This window comes from Bradyrhizobium sp. MI1.11, assembly GCF_055811255.1.
The window spans coordinates 28159-42123 of record NZ_JBVVPM010000065.1 but is presented as its reverse complement, the minus strand read 5'-3'; the positions used below and the strand labels follow the sequence as shown (position 1 = coordinate 42123).

The window sequence follows — 13965 nt, the reverse complement described above, 5'->3', positions numbered from 1 at the left end:
AGCACAACACGCTCCAATCAGAGGCCGGATACATTGATGCAAGACCGCATCTGCCAGGTTGACGAAACCTCTTGCAACGCGCGGCCGGACCATACATGCGGGTCACAAGCGACCGATCACGACCAAGCAGCGCGGCGTCCGCTGTAAACTCCAAAGCGGACGTTCATGAGCCCACGCCCCCCTACGCTGTCCGCAACACCGGCGCCGGCGGTTGCGACGGCCGGATCAGCGCAAACGCGATCTGGATGATGCCGCCGGCCAACCCCAGCGCGACGCCGATGCGCCAGGCCATCGTATACGAGCCGAGCGCGTCGTAGAGCACCCCTCCCCCATACGCGCCGAGGAAGCTGCCGATCTGGTGGCTCATGAAGGCGAGGCCCTGGATCATCGCCTGCCAGCGCAGGCCGAACATCTCGGCGACCGCGCCCGCCACCAGCGGGCCGACACCCATCCACAGGAAGCCCATGATCGCGCCGAACAGCAAGGTCGAGGCAGGCGTCGCCGGCAGCGTAAAGTACCAGGCGAGCGCGAGTGAGCGGAAGACGTAGATGCCGCCGAGCAGTGCGAGCTTGTTCCAGCGCTGGCCGGCCCAGCCGAAGAACAGCGAGCCAAGCACGTTGAAGCCGCCGATCATGCCCAGCGTCTGCGCGCTCAGCATCGGATCGAGGCCGCAGATCGCGAGATAGGACGGCAAGTGCGTGGTGAGGAACACGAGCTGCATGCCGCAGACGAGATAGGCGCAGGTCATCACCACGAAGGAGGCGTTGCCGAAGGCGGTCTTCGCCGCGATCATGGCCGTGGCATCGACGATCTCGTCAGTCGCGGGCTTCGGCAGCGGGACCGCGTCGACACGCCCGGCATACCAGGCCGCGGGGATCATCAGCACCGACATCACCACGAAGCCGGCGAGCCCGACGCGCCACCCGAATCCCTCGTTGAGCATCTGCCCGATTGGCGCCGACAGCAGCGCGCCGAGCGAGCCCGCGCCCGAGACGATGCCAAGCACGGTGGAACGCACCATTGCGGGCACCGCGCGCGCCGCCACCGACATCGCGATCGCAGCGGCGGTGCAGGCGAGCGAGGTGCCGATCAGCACTCCGGCGCCGATCATGATGGCGACGAGACCGTTCGCGGTTGCCATCAGCACCAGGCCCGCGATGTACATGAACGAGCCCACGATCATGATCGGACGGAAGCCGTAGCGCGTGGTCATCGCGCCGGCGAGCGGCTGGAGAAAGCCCCAGGCGAGGTTCTGCACGGCCAGCGCCAGCGTGAAGTCGGAGATCGACAGATGGATGTCGTGGGTCAGCGGCTGCATGAAGATGCCGAGGCTCTGCCGCAGCCCCATGCTCAGCGTCAGCATGATCGAGGCGCCGATCAGGATGGGCAATGTCGGGCGCAGGACCTGCAACAGGGGCATTTTCGTCTCCCTCATCGGCGCCGCGCGAGCGCCGTCGTCTGCAATATCGGTTGATTTTGGTTACACAGACCTGTGTACTTAGGCTATGGTTAGCGCGCGCTGTCAAGCCAACAGGACATTCACCGCCGCATGGCTCCCCCGCCCGCCCCACAGACGATGAAAGAGCGGATCCTCGAGACCGCCGACAAGCTGTTCTATCTGCAGGGCATTCGCGCCATCGGCGTCGACACCATCGCGGCCGAGATCGGCATCTCCAAGCGCACGCTCTACAACCACTTCCCCTCCAAGGACGCGTTGATCGCGGCCTATCTGGAGCGCCGCTTCGTGCAGCCCCGCCCCTCGGACAAGCCCCCGGCCGAGCAGATCCTCGCCACGTTCGATTCGCTGCAGCGCCGCTTCGCCGCAAAAGACTTTCGCGGCTGCCCGTTCGTGAATGCGGTCGCCGAGCTTGGCCGGGCCGACCGCGCCGTGAAGAAGATCGCCATCGCCTTCAAGGAAAGCCGCCGCGTCTGGTTTCGCGACCGCCTCAACGAGCTTGGCGTTGCGAACGCGGAGGCGCTCGCAACGCAGCTCGTGCTGCTGGTCGACGGCTCCATCGCACAGGACCTCGTCCGCGACGACCCCGCAATGGCGCGTGCCGCGAAGGAGGCGGCGACGGTGTTATTGCGAAATGCGGGGGTGGATGTGGGAGATGAGACTGCGGTGAAGCGAGGCAAACGGCCGGCCCGGCATCCCTGAAGTAGCTACGAGATCAGAACCCGATCCGCCCGCCGCAAGAAGGCCGGGCAGGCCAGCACGCACTCCAGCGGCCAACCCGTTGGCCGAGCTTGATTTCGATCTCTTGAAGGGAGCGCGCCGGTATCCCTGAGGGAGTAGCGAAGAGCGAACAGCTGGTGCCGCAACTTATGGCCGCACTTCGTGACCGAGCCTATTAACATAGTTAAATTGATTTAATTTGATTTATCGTATTTAATATTTCCGCCAGCCCCGGAGAGAACCCATGCCTGACCAGGACGACCGCCGCGAATTTCTAAAGACCTGCGGAAAGTTCGCAGCCGTGACACCTCCAACTATAACGCTGCTGCTCTCCACCTCCCTCACGTCCGATGCAATTGCTAAATCGGGTGCGAGCGCGGTCCATCACCACCACGGCAACAATGGCTGGGGTAACGGCGGCGGCGATGGCAGCCCCAACGGCAAGGACGACAGAGGCCGCTAAACATTTTTCGGCTGCACCGCAGTTGAAACGGCTCGCCGGTCACCAATTTTTCCGACGCCCATTCCTATATCGGTAATGCAGTCCAGTCGGGCCCCAGCTCTTCCCATTGCCCCCGGAGCTGGGGCTCATTTTTGTTCGGCTAGGAACGACTTGCCGATTGCCAAGTTTTCCCGTGGCCCTCCCCAAGGGGGCAGCTGCTTCGCCAAGGCAGCTCAACAGCCCCAGCTTCACCGCCCTGAAGCTGGGGTTCCTTTTGCTGTCTCAATTGCCTCCCGCCTGGCCGGATCTTCTTCAGCGCGTCATGGACGCGCTGGCCGAAGCCGCGATCCTGAAGCAGTGAGCCTGACGTATTGAAATCCGATGTTTACCTATGGTAGATTGCCATTTTTTCCCGATAGTTCTTTTTGTGCTGGGGAGAACATCCATGCGAAGCTCTCGCGCAATCCTTTATGCCCAACAACTTAGCGAACTCACTTCTCAGCTCTCAGAATTGGAATATCTTCGAGGTCTGGTCGAAGAAGCAGAGCGAAGCGCCCACGCTGTGCCTCCATTACGCTTGACACATCCTGCTTCGCGCCGCCTTCGAAGTCGTAAACCAGGCGCCCTGTCTGTCCGCCTCCGTCGCCTCGCGCCACCAAGCTGGAATGCAGGAGCTATCAGCCCCCCTGACAACGACAACCAAGTCGATCAGACTTTGCTGGAGCCATTCCCCGACGGATGGTGGGCTTCCCCCTAAAGCCTCTCCCAGCGCTGACCCGACGAAGGGATTTGATCCTATGCACCACATCCAGAGTACGCATATTGCCGCGATATTAAAACTGACCGCCCGGCAGCTTGAAGCACTTCGCAGCCCCCGAGAGATCCAAAAAGGAATATTCCGAAATCCTCGTTTTGAGAGAGAAGGTAAAACTGGTGACCGATCAGAAGAAGGCTCGCCGGCAATCCTTGCTCGGTGTCTGCCACGCGCCTGGTAAATGATCCTGAACTCCACGATCACGTGTCCCAAGTGCGGTCACGCTGCTGCCGAGGTCATGCCGACCGACGCTTGCCAGTTCTTTTATGACTGCAAACGCTGCGGCGAGCGTCTGAAGCCGCTCCCCGGCGACTGCTGCGTGTTCTGTTCCTTCGGCACCGTTCCCTGTCCGCCGGTTCAAGAGAACGGCACGGGCTGCTCTAACTAGCTGCCCTGAAGGGAGTGGATGCAGCACAAGAGGAGTGGTGCGAGCGTTTTGCGGCATGCTTGACACGTCACGACAACCCAAGGGAGCATCTGGCGTTTTTTTCATCTTTTGGAGATTGCCACGATGACTACCATCCACATGGACTCGTCCGTCAGCCAGACCGCCACCCGCGCCGTTATGAACGGAGGAGTTCTGAGCTGCACAAAGACCAGCGACAAGGATGTTTATTCTCATTCGATCTGGGCGACCGAAAGCAACATCCGGCAGTTCACGATGCACTAAGGGACAGCATCGTCATCCCGCCCGGTTCGAGCGTGACGACATGGATATTCCGCACGCGGCCGGGAAAATCGACGTGGACCATGGACTTCGAACTCAAGGAAAAGGCTGCCTGACGCGCCATATGAAACAGCCTCTCTCGGAAATCCGGGAGCGGTCACCTGAATGACCGAACTGAAAGGAACAATCGCCATTTCGGCGTAGTTGACCTTCTTTACACCGGAGAAGGTCATGAATCGAAAATCGCTTCTTCTTACAGCCGCACTGTCCTTCGCTGTTGCCGCACCGGTCCTCGCACAAGGCGGCGGAGGTGGTGGTGGCGCGGGTGGCGCGGCCGCGAGCGGCGGCGCGTCCGGATCATCCGCGAGCTCAGGTGCAGGCACTGGCACGTCTGGCGCCGCCAATGGAGGTCCCTCGGCCCCATCCGGCATGGGCACAAACGCAACCTCAACCGGCGCTCACACCAATAACTCTCCAACCAACCCGAACGTTCAGCCCCCGACGCCGAACGGCAACACCGCGAGCACACCGGCCGCACCGGGCAGCTCGGGCGCGGGCAGCACCGCGACCGGATCGACACAGACCGGCACGCCAAACGGGAGCGACGGGTCCGGCATCACGGCGACCAATGGTGCCAACAGCGATAACAGGGACCAGATGAGCCCCGCTGAGCAAGCAAGGACGGGGATCAAGACGCTTCCGCAAGATCAAACTCCAGGAGCCGTCAGTGCGCCGGGCGTTGGCGTCGGTCATGCGGCGAACGGCTTGCCGATCGGTACGCCAGGTTCGGGGACCAGCAACGTCGATCAGAAGTAACCCGGACTTTCGGTCCACATGGATTCCATCGCTTGAGCCGAGACGCCGCGGCGTACTGGATTCCCCGCCTGCGCGGGGAATGACAGCAGAGTTCGTGGGATTTTCGGAGTGCTAGCAGCATGCTCCTGTTTTGCCCGACGAGTCAAACGGCATTGCGGTCCAGCATCAGCCGTTTTGCGGCCGACGTAAGCCATTGATCCGACTAGCGTCGGCTACTGTGCATGGGGTTGTTTTCGCGTTTTTTTTTGCGCCGGCCTGTGCGAGCGGCCTCACGCCGCGTGCGACACCACACGATTGCGGCCGTCGTGCTTGGCGCGGTACAGCGCAGTGTCGGCGCGCTTGAGGACGTCGCCAACCGCCTCGCCCTTCTGCTCCAGCGTGGTCAGGCCGATCGAGATCGTGACCTCGATGCGCTTGGTGCCCTTGTGAATTGCAAAGGGCTCGCCGGCGATCGAGCGGCGCAGGCGCTCGGCGACCATGCCGGCGACGTGGAGATCGGTCTCCGGCATCACGATGACGAATTCCTCGCCGCCGTAGCGACAGGCAAGGTCGATGCCGCGGATCGACTTGCGCACCCGCACGGCGAATTCGCGCAGCACGTCGTCGCCGGCGTCGTGGCCGTAATTGTCGTTGATCGACTTGAAGTAGTCGATGTCCAGGATCATCAGCGCCAGCGGCTTGCCGCGGGTCGCGGCCTGTTCGGCGAGCGTCGCGAGATGGCTCTCCATGTAGCGGCGATTGTGCAGCCCGGTGAGCGCATCGGTGATCGCCATCTCGATCGAGTTCTGCACGTTGTCGCGCAGATGGTCGGTGTAACGGCGGCGGCGGATCTGGGTGCGGGCACGCGCCAGCAGCTCGATCTTGTCGATGGGACGCAGCAGATAGTCGTTGACCCCGATCTCGAGCCCACGCAGCAGCCGCGTGGCGTTCTCGGGGTCGGCGATCGCCAGGATCGGCACATGCCGCGTGCGCTCCAGCGAGCGCGCCTGGCTGCACAGCCGAAGGCCGTCGAAATCGTTGAGGTCGAGCGAGACGATCAGCAGATCGTAATTGCCCTCGGCGGCGTGGAACAGCGCTTCCGTCGGGTTCGGCTCGACGTCGATGGTGTGCTCGGCGGCGAGGATCGTCGCCAGCCGCTCATAGGAGGACTGGCGGTCGTCGACCAGCAGGATGCGGCCGCCCTTGCCGGTGTCGGAGATTGCACTGCGCTCTGGCGCCTGCATGCCGATCTCGAGCGAGGTGATGGCGCGCATGCGCAGCTCGTCGGTCATCATCTTCAGCCGGGTCAGCGAGCGCACGCGCGCGATCAGCACGACATCGGAGACGGGTTTTGTCAGGAAATCGTCGGCGCCGGCTTCCAGCCCGCGGTTGCGGTCGGCCGGGCTGTCGAGCGCGGTGACCATCACGACGGGAATGTGGTGCGTGGCCGGATCGGTCTTGAGGCGGCGGCAGACCTCGAAACCGTCCATGTCCGGCATCATGACGTCGAGCAGGATGATGTCGCATTCGGCGCGGGCGCAGATCGCCAGCGCCTCGGTGCCGTTCGCGGCGGTCATCACGTCGAAATATTCGGCGGACAGGCGAGCTTCGAGCAGCTTGACGTTGGCAGGGACGTCATCGACGACGAGGATACGCGCGGACACTGTGAACTCACTTCCTATCCGATGAAACGTCGGACCGTCTCAATAAATTTGCCGACCGAGATCGGCTTGGACAAATAGGCTTCGCAGCCGCCCTCGCGGATGCGCTCTTCGTCGCCCTTCATCGCGAACGCCGTGACGGCGACGACGGGAATACTGCGCAGCTCCGGATCGTCCTTGATCCAGCGCGTCACCTCCAGGCCCGAGACCTGCGGCAATTGGATATCCATCAGCACGAGGTCGGGCCGCATCTTGCGAACGAGGTCGAGCGCCTCGTAGCCGTTGCTGGTGCCGGTGGTCTGGTAGCCGTGCGCCTCCAACAGGTCGCGGAAGAGCTTCATGTTGAGCTCGTTGTCTTCCACGATCAGGACGGTCTTAGCCATCCCGCCCTCCTGATTGGTCCGCAGACCGATGCATGTGACGCCTCAGGCGCCGGTCGCCGGCGCTTCGAAAACTGGATTCAAACTAGCCTCGAATTCGCTTGAGTTTCGTTAAACCCGAGGGCCGACTTTCTGCGATGTGGTTTCCAGTTGCTTGTCGGGGGTCACAAGACTCAGGAACGAGACTCGGGCATGGTGACCCCAAAGTAGACACCGAAAGTTAACGGAAAGGCAAACCGGCCACGTGAAAAAGCCTGTTCACAACCCGCGCGAAGTCGCTGAAATCGTTGCGCTTCAGGCGCTGTCTTTCGTCGCGGGCGAACCCGAGCGGCTGGGCCTGTTCCTGGCCGAGACAGGGGTCGGCCCGGAGACGCTGCGCAATGCCGCCTCGGACCCCAATTTCCTGCTCAGCGTGCTCGATTTCGTGATGCGGGATGACGCCACCGTGAAGGCCTTTGCCAGCGCTGCGGAACTGCATCCGACCAACGTTGCCGCAGCGCGGCAGGTTCTCGGCGACGCGCTCGGCGACCCCAATTGGGAGCGCGACGTGCCGTGACCTCCCTGGAGACGGCCGGGCCCCGCTGCTTCTGCCGGGATTGTTCGGCCGATCTGGATATCGGCGTTCGGCGTTGTTCCGCCTGCGGTTCCCCCCGCCTCGCCCGCCACCGCGCACTCGCAAGCCTGACCATCGCCCATATCGACTGCGACGCCTTCTACGCGACAGTCGAGAAGCGCGACAACCCCGACATCGCCGACAGACCCGTCATCATCGGCGGGGGCAAGCGCGGCGTGGTGTCGGCCGCCTGCTATATCGCGCGCACCTACGGCGTGCGCTCGGCCATGCCGATGTACAAGGCGCTGGAAGCCTGCCCGCATGCGGCCGTCATCCCGCCGGACATGGCGAAATATGTCCGGGTCGGGCGCGAGGTGCGCCAGGCCATGAAGGCGCTGACGCCGCTGGTCGAGCCGCTCTCGATCGACGAGGCGTTCCTCGATCTCTCCGGCACCGAGCGGGTGCACGGCATGATCCCCGCCAAGGTGCTGGCGCGGTTCGCACGCAACATCGAGCGCGACATCGGCATCAGCGTCTCGGTCGGCCTCTCCTGCAACAAGTTCCTGGCCAAGATCGCCTCCGACCTCGACAAGCCTCGCGGGTTTGCCGCGCTCGACCAGGAGGAAGCGCGCTTGATGCTTGCGGAGAAGCCCGTCGGTTTCATCTTCGGCGTTGGACCCGCGACGCAGGAGCGTCTGGTGCAACGCGGCTTCCGCATCATCGCCGACCTGCAGAAGGCCGACGAGATCGAGATGATGCGGCAGTTTCCGAGCGACGGCCGCAGGCTGTGGCGGCTCGCGCGCGGCATCGACGACCGCCGCGTCGAGCCCGATCGGGGCGCCAAGACGATTTCGAGCGAGACGACGTTCGAGACCGACATCCGCGATTTCGCGACGCTGGAGAAGATACTGTGGCGCCTCTGCGAGAAGACGTCGTCTCGCCTCAAGAGCAGCGAGCTCGCCGGCCTGACCGTCACGCTGAAGCTGAAGACCGCGGATTTCCGCCAGCGGACCCGCTCGCAGTCGATCACGGCCCCGACGCAGCTTGCCGCGAAGATCTTTTCGATCTGCCGCGAGATGCTGGCGAAAGAGATCGACGGCACCGCCTTCCGCCTGATGGGCGCCGGCGTCAGCGCGCTACGCGAGGGTTCAGTCGCCGACGACACCGACATGCTCGACCGCCGTGCCGCCCACGCCGAGCGCGCGGTGGACAGCTTGCGCAAGAAATTCGGCAGCGCCGCGGTGATCCGCGGCATCGCATACGAGGGACCGGAGAAGGCGCAGGAGTGATGACAGGCGAACGCAATCTCGGCGCACTGTTGAGAGACATGAAGCCGGAGATGCGGCCGGAAATCTTCGTGTTCTGCACGATCCCGACAGACCAGTCGATTCCCGCAGCGCTCAGCCCCTTGCTGACGTTCCGCGAGCAGGAAGGAACGACGCTCGTGATCCCACGCGAACAGGCCGAAGCGGCGGGACTACGCCACGCATTTGCATCGTGCCTGATCACCCTGACGGTTCACTCCGCACTCGATGCGGTCGGTTTCCTGGCGGCGATCACGGCACGTCTCGCCGCAGCCGGCATCAGCGTGAACGCCGTTTCGGCGTTCCACCACGATCATCTTTTTGTGCCGGCTGACAGGGCAGACGACGCGATGGTTCTTCTGCAAGATATATCCAAGGCTACGCACTCGTAGCCCGGATGGAGCGCAGCGCAATCCGGGACGACGCATCTGCAGACACAGCTTCCCGGATTACGCTTCGCTCCATCCGGGCTACGGGAAAGATCTCAATCCGCGACCGCCACCGCCTCGATCTCGATCATCCATTCCGGCGCGGCGAGCGCCGAGACGCCGACGAGCGTCGAGGCCGGCGGCTCCATGCCTTCGAAGAACGCCGAGCGGGCCTTGCCGATGATCGGGCGCAGCTCCGGCTTGTAGTTCACGACGAAGGTCGTGATCTTCACGATGTTGGCGTAGCTCGCGCCGGCTGCTTTCAGCGCGTGCCCGAGATTCTGCATCACCTGCGTGGTCTGCGCGGCGAGATCGCCCTCGCCGACGATCCGCCCTTCCTCGTCCACCGATACCTGGCCGGAGATGTAGATCGTCCGCGCCCCCGTGGCAGTGACGACATGCGAATAAGCGGGATTGTGATGCAGGCCGCTGGGGCGGAGATGATCGAGCTTGGGCATGATGCCTCCCGGATGTTTGTGGTTGGGAGGGAGCCTAGCCAGAGACCGCGTTGCAGGCCAGCCCTCAATTGCAGGGCTTGCTGTCCTTCGCGTCGAACTTGCCCATCGCGCCCGAAATCACAAAATCGTTGTAATCGAGCACGAGCTGGCGCGAGACGCCGTTCTCGTAGAGCTCGAACGCCATCGCATAGACCGGCGTCTGCTCGCCTTCCTTCTGCTGGGCCTCGCGGTCGAAATAGCTGACGGTGACGGGCCAGCGCTTGAGCGACTTCATGTGCTCATCTGACGTCGACGGATCGGGCGAACCTTCGCGCTCGGCCGGGATCGGCTGGCCGATCACGGTCAGCGTGTTGTAGACCTTCTGGCCATCGTCGGAGCCGTCATAGACGGAGAGCTCGAGCAGCGACTTGCCCTCCTTTGCGGCGGCAATGATGCGCTGGATCTGTTCGGTCGGAAACACGATCTTGCCGTCGAGCGTAAAGTTCTTCGGCGCCGGCAGCTTCAGCTTGACGTTGATGTGGTCGCCGTCGCGCTCCGCCGAGCCGTCGACCCGGCCGGCATCCGCCTCGTTCATCCGCGTCTCGATCTTAAAGCGGTAGCTTTTGCCGCCGGCGTCCTCCCAGGAATTGGAGCGCAGGTCGCTGAGCGTGACCTTGCCCTCGCCGCTGTCGAGCTCGGAGACCTGGCGGAATTCGGAGGTGTAGCCCTCGCACGAACTTCCGGTGAAATTGTAGAGGATGCGCCCGCGCGCGCTGTTGATCGAATTGGAGCGCGATTTCACCAGGCTCAAATCATAGAGCGCCTGATGCGCGAGGAACGGACCGTTCGCGGCCAGCGCCCCGCCTCCGGGGCCGAGAGCGGCCGCCGCGAGCGCCGTCACACCGAGCGAAGTCCGGAAAAGGTGCAGCATGTCTGGTCCCTGGGGAAAGCGCAGATTCGACATTTTAATGAACGTTCCATTGCGTCGCAACTGAGGCCGTTTCACGTAAAGTTGCGGCCTTTGCGTTGAACCTCCTGCCCTGCCTCAACAAAATGCCACCCCCGAGGGTTGCTTGCATGTGGCGGCACGATGGGCGAAACAGGGCCCGCCGGGCTGCGACGGATCTGCCCGGCGGATGGATTTTTGGACAACGAGGTCGGACATGGCGGGCACGGTCGAGCAGAAGCTGGCGGAACAGGGTATCAAGCTGCACGAGGCTCCCACCCCCGTGGCCAATTACGTGCCGTTCGTGCGCACCGGTAATCTGCTGTTCGTCTCGGGCCAGGTTTGCTTCGATCCCGCCGGCAAGCTGATCGCCAAGGGCAAGCTCGGCGCCGGCGTGACCATCGAAGAGGGCGCGGCGGCCGCCCGCGGCTGCGCCGTCAACCTGCTGGCCCAGGTCAAGGCGGCGCTCGGCGACCTCGACAAGGTCGTTCGCGTGGTGCGCCTCGGCGGCTTCATCAACTCGGCGCCGGACTTCCTGGACGGGCCGAAGGTCCTCAACGGCGCCTCCGATCTGATGGTCGCCGCCTTCGGTGACAAGGGCCGTCATGCCCGCACCACCGTCGGCGTCGCCTCCCTGCCCGCGGATGCGGCGGTCGAGGTCGAAGGCGTGTTCGAGGTCGCCTGAGGCGAATGCGCGCTCCTGATTGGTTGACAGCCCGCCCGGTCGCCCATCGCGGCCTGCACGACATTTCCCGCGGCATCGTCGAGAACATGCCGGGCGCGGTGCAGGCTGCGATTGCGGGCAATTTCTCGATCGAGGTCGACATCCAGCTCTCCGCCGACGGCGAGGCCATGGTGCATCACGACCATGCGCTCGGCCGCCTTACCGAGGCCACCGGCCCGCTGGTCGAGAAAACCGCCACTGAACTGAAGGCGCTCACGTTCAAGGACACGGCCGAGCGGATGATGTCGCTCAGCGACCTCTGCGGCCTGGTCGCCGGCCGCGTGCCGCTGGTGATCGAGGTCAAGAGCCATTTTGACGGCGACCGCAAGCTGATGAAGCGGATGGCCGAGGTGCTGGCATCCTATGACGGCCCCGCCGTCGGCATGTCCTTCGACCCGGACCAGGTGCTGGCGCTGCGCGAGCTGTTGCCCTCCCGCCCCCGCGGCATCGTCGCGCAGCGGAGCTATCAGGACGAATACTGGGCTTACCTGACCCGGGAGCAGCGCGACAGCATGCTGTACCTGCGCCACGGCTTCCAGACCCAGCCGCATTTCGTCGCCTTCAGGGTCGACGACCTGCCCGCCCCCGCCCCCTGGATCGCCCGCAATGTGTTCGGCTGCGCCCTGCTCGGCTGGACCGTGCGTACGACCGAGCAGCGGACGCGGGTCGCACAACATGCGGATCAGATGATCTTCGAGGGCTTCGTACCGTAGGCTTGATGTTTCCCACTCTTGAAGTCGCTGCTGCAATGCACGATCTTGGGCATGATGGCACCATCCGAAATCACCCTTGAGGCCGTACCTTCCATTGGCGAAGTATCGCCGGACGACTGGGACGCCTGCGCTAGTCCCGGCAAGTCTTGTAATGGGCATGGCAAGGGAACCTCATCCGGGCTTCCAGGCGATTCTCTCGGCCTCTCAAAGCCTGCCTATAACCCCTTCGTCTCCCACGCGTTTTTATCGGCCGTTGAGAAATCGGGTTCGGCCACGATCCGCACCGGCTGGGGGCCGCGGCATCTCGTGGCCAAGATCGACGGTCGCGTCGCCGGCGTCGTGCCCTGCTACCTGAAATCGCACTCGCAAGGCGAATATGTCTTCGACCGCGGCTGGGCCGATGCCTATGAGCGCGCCGGCGGGCGGTACTATCCGAAGCTGCAGGTTTCGGTTCCCTTCACGCCGGCCACGGGACCGCGGCTGCTGGTTCGCGAAGGCGTCGACCACGAGCGCATCACGGAGGCACTGGCGAGCGGGCTGGTGGCGCTGTGCGGCGTCAGCAAGGCTTCCTCGGTGCACGTCACTTTCGCCCGCGAAGCGGAGTGGAAGCTGCTCGCCAAGCACGGCTTCCTCCAGCGCACCGACCAGCAGTTCCATTGGCACAACGAAGGTTTTGCGAGTTTCGACGATTTCCTGGCGACGCTGAACTCACGCCACCGCAAATCGATCAAGCGCGAGCGGCGCGATGCACTGGCCGCCGGGGTCACGATCCACTGGCTCACGGGCAAGGACATTACGGAAGACGCATGGGATGCGTTTTTCATGTTCTACATGGAGACCGGCTCGCGCAAATGGGGCCGGCCTTATCTGACGCGGGAATTCTTCTCGCTGATCGGCGAGACCATGAGCGATGACGTGCTGCTGGTGATGGCCCGTCGCAACGATCGCTGGATCGCGGGCGCGATCAACTTCATCGGCTCGGACACGCTGTTCGGACGCAACTGGGGTGCGGTCGAGCATCATCCCTTCCTGCATTTCGAAGTCTGCTATTATCAGGCGATCGACTTCGCCATCAAACGCGGGCTGGCGAATGTCGAAGCCGGTGCGCAGGGCGAGCACAAGATCGCACGCGGCTACCTGCCGCGGACCACCCACTCCGCTCACTTCATCGCCGATCCGGGCTTGCGCCGCGCCATCGACGATTACCTCAAGCGCGAGCGCGCCTATGTCGCGGAAGCCGGACGTGAGCTAGCCGAGCTCGGCCCGTTCCGCAAAGGCGCCGACGAGGCGCCTTGACGGTTCGTTGCGGCTGGTGACAGTAAGCGCAAATTCTAGGGAGCCGCCGCCATGACCGCCTACGACCCCAACAACATTTTCGCAAAGATCCTGCGCGGTGAATTCTCCTGCCACAAGGTTTACGAGGATGAGCACGTGCTCGCGTTCCTCGACATCATGCCGCGGGTACCTGGCCACACGCTGGTGATTCCAAAAGCACCTGCCCGCAACATCCTCGACATCAAGCCGGACGACTACGCCCATGTCGCCCGCGGCGCGCACAAGATCGCTGCCGCAGCGATGACGGCGTTCAAGGCCGACGGCATCACCGTGCAGCAGTTCAACGAGGCGGCCGGCGGACAGGTGGTGTTTCATCTCCACATGCACGTGATGCCGCGCCACGACGGCGTGGCGATGCTTCCGCCCGCCAGCCGCAAGGAAGACGTCAAAGTGCTGGAAGAGAACGCGACCAAGCTGATCGCGGCGTTGAAGGCGGTTTGAGTCTCAGCTCCCGTAGCCCGGATGGAGCGAAGCGCAATCCGGGACCGTTGCCCCCGTGCCCCGGGGGAGCAAGGGGGGGGGGGGGGGGCCGGGGTGTAAGGGGGGGTATAACCCCCCCGCGGGGCGGGCCCCGGGGGGGGGGGGGGCCG

Annotated in this window: 18 protein-coding genes; 12 read left to right on the top strand and 6 right to left on the bottom strand. The window is 63.8% G+C overall.

The genetic code is table 11. From position 1 onward, the window contains the following. Window positions 1-181: 181 nt before the first annotated feature. Entirely contained in the window at window positions 182-1420 is a 1239-nt protein-coding gene (locus AC0L30_RS36940) for an MFS transporter (RefSeq protein WP_007603286.1), read from the bottom strand. 129 nt (window positions 1421-1549) lie between these two features. On the opposite strand from AC0L30_RS36940, the gene AC0L30_RS36935 reads away from it, so the two are divergent. The 5 genes from AC0L30_RS36935 to AC0L30_RS36915 all read left to right on the top strand — a co-directional run bounded on the left by AC0L30_RS36935 (window position 1550) and on the right by AC0L30_RS36915 (window position 4102). Further along, the gene (locus AC0L30_RS36935; RefSeq protein ID WP_007603285.1) at window positions 1550-2158 is read left to right on the top strand and encodes a TetR/AcrR family transcriptional regulator; all 609 of its coding nucleotides are present in this window, start codon (window positions 1550-1552) and stop codon (window positions 2156-2158) included. Window positions 2159-2420: 262 nt separating this feature from the next. Beyond that, the gene (locus AC0L30_RS36930; RefSeq protein WP_007603284.1) at window positions 2421-2639 is read left to right on the top strand and encodes a hypothetical protein; all 219 of its coding nucleotides are present in this window, start codon (window positions 2421-2423) and stop codon (window positions 2637-2639) included. A 172-nt stretch (window positions 2640-2811) separates the two neighbouring features. Continuing rightward, the gene (locus AC0L30_RS36925; protein ID WP_157158687.1) at window positions 2812-2979 is read left to right on the top strand and encodes a hypothetical protein; all 168 of its coding nucleotides are present in this window, start codon (window positions 2812-2814) and stop codon (window positions 2977-2979) included. 634 nt (window positions 2980-3613) lie between these two features. Next, a complete protein-coding gene (locus tag AC0L30_RS36920; RefSeq protein ID WP_007603282.1) occupies window positions 3614-3820 on the top strand; it encodes a GDCCVxC domain-containing (seleno)protein in 207 nt (68 codons plus the stop codon). A gap of 123 nt (window positions 3821-3943) precedes the next feature. Next, window positions 3944-4102: a hypothetical protein gene (locus tag AC0L30_RS36915; protein WP_007603280.1), complete on the top strand. Its 159-nt coding sequence runs from the start codon at window positions 3944-3946 to the stop codon at window positions 4100-4102. A 488-nt stretch (window positions 4103-4590) separates the two neighbouring features. Here the strand turns inward: AC0L30_RS36915 and AC0L30_RS36910 are convergent, their stop codons facing one another. The 3 genes from AC0L30_RS36910 to AC0L30_RS36900 all read right to left on the bottom strand — a co-directional run bounded on the left by AC0L30_RS36910 (window position 4591) and on the right by AC0L30_RS36900 (window position 6938). Beyond that, complete coding sequence (locus tag AC0L30_RS36910; protein WP_157158686.1) at window positions 4591-4737, bottom strand: hypothetical protein; 147 nt, start codon at window positions 4735-4737, stop codon at window positions 4591-4593. Window positions 4738-5184: 447 nt separating this feature from the next. Beyond that, on the bottom strand, window positions 5185-6558 hold the full coding sequence (locus tag AC0L30_RS36905; protein ID WP_473406357.1) for a PleD family two-component system response regulator: 1374 nt from the start codon (window positions 6556-6558) through the stop codon (window positions 5185-5187). A 14-nt stretch (window positions 6559-6572) separates the two neighbouring features. Then, window positions 6573-6938, bottom strand: a complete 366-nt coding sequence (locus AC0L30_RS36900; protein ID WP_007603272.1) for a response regulator — start codon at window positions 6936-6938, stop codon at window positions 6573-6575. A gap of 241 nt (window positions 6939-7179) precedes the next feature. Here AC0L30_RS36900 and AC0L30_RS36895 point away from each other — a divergent pair, with 241 nt between their 5' ends. The 3 genes from AC0L30_RS36895 to AC0L30_RS36885 are packed head-to-tail and all read left to right on the top strand — an operon-like array spanning window position 7180 to window position 9184. After that, entirely contained in the window at window positions 7180-7491 is a 312-nt protein-coding gene (locus AC0L30_RS36895; protein WP_007603271.1) for a DUF3572 domain-containing protein, read from the top strand. Continuing rightward, window positions 7488-8777, top strand: coding sequence for a DNA polymerase IV (locus AC0L30_RS36890; RefSeq protein WP_473406356.1), 1290 nt, complete (start codon window positions 7488-7490; stop codon window positions 8775-8777). The genes AC0L30_RS36895 and AC0L30_RS36890 overlap by 4 nt, the downstream gene beginning before the upstream one ends. Beyond that, entirely contained in the window at window positions 8777-9184 is a 408-nt protein-coding gene (locus tag AC0L30_RS36885; protein WP_007603266.1) for an ACT domain-containing protein, read from the top strand. Before AC0L30_RS36890 ends, AC0L30_RS36885 begins: the two co-directional genes overlap by 1 nt. A 92-nt stretch (window positions 9185-9276) precedes the next feature. Here AC0L30_RS36885 and AC0L30_RS36880 read toward each other — a convergent pair whose 3' ends face one another. Together AC0L30_RS36880 and AC0L30_RS36875 are read right to left on the bottom strand one after the other, a co-directional pair. Then, window positions 9277-9678, bottom strand: a complete 402-nt coding sequence (locus AC0L30_RS36880; RefSeq protein WP_007603265.1) for a RidA family protein — start codon at window positions 9676-9678, stop codon at window positions 9277-9279. A 64-nt stretch (window positions 9679-9742) separates the two neighbouring features. Beyond that, a complete protein-coding gene (locus tag AC0L30_RS36875) occupies window positions 9743-10588 on the bottom strand; it encodes a cell envelope integrity EipB family protein (RefSeq protein WP_007603264.1) in 846 nt (281 codons plus the stop codon). 232 nt (window positions 10589-10820) lie between these two features. Between AC0L30_RS36875 and AC0L30_RS36870 the strand changes: the two genes are divergently transcribed. Genes AC0L30_RS36870 through AC0L30_RS36855 form a run of 4 tightly spaced genes read left to right on the top strand, consistent with a single transcriptional unit; the run spans window position 10821 to window position 13816 of the window. Beyond that, window positions 10821-11288: a RidA family protein gene (locus AC0L30_RS36870; protein WP_007603263.1), complete on the top strand. Its 468-nt coding sequence runs from the start codon at window positions 10821-10823 to the stop codon at window positions 11286-11288. Between the two features lie 5 nt (window positions 11289-11293). After that, on the top strand, window positions 11294-12040 hold the full coding sequence (locus tag AC0L30_RS36865) for a glycerophosphodiester phosphodiesterase (protein WP_473406355.1): 747 nt from the start codon (window positions 11294-11296) through the stop codon (window positions 12038-12040). 54 nt (window positions 12041-12094) lie between these two features. Further along, a complete protein-coding gene (locus AC0L30_RS36860; protein WP_083870077.1) occupies window positions 12095-13336 on the top strand; it encodes a GNAT family N-acetyltransferase in 1242 nt (413 codons plus the stop codon). 51 nt (window positions 13337-13387) lie between these two features. After that, a complete protein-coding gene (locus tag AC0L30_RS36855; RefSeq protein ID WP_007603258.1) occupies window positions 13388-13816 on the top strand; it encodes an HIT family protein in 429 nt (142 codons plus the stop codon). Window positions 13817-13965 lie beyond the last annotated feature (149 nt).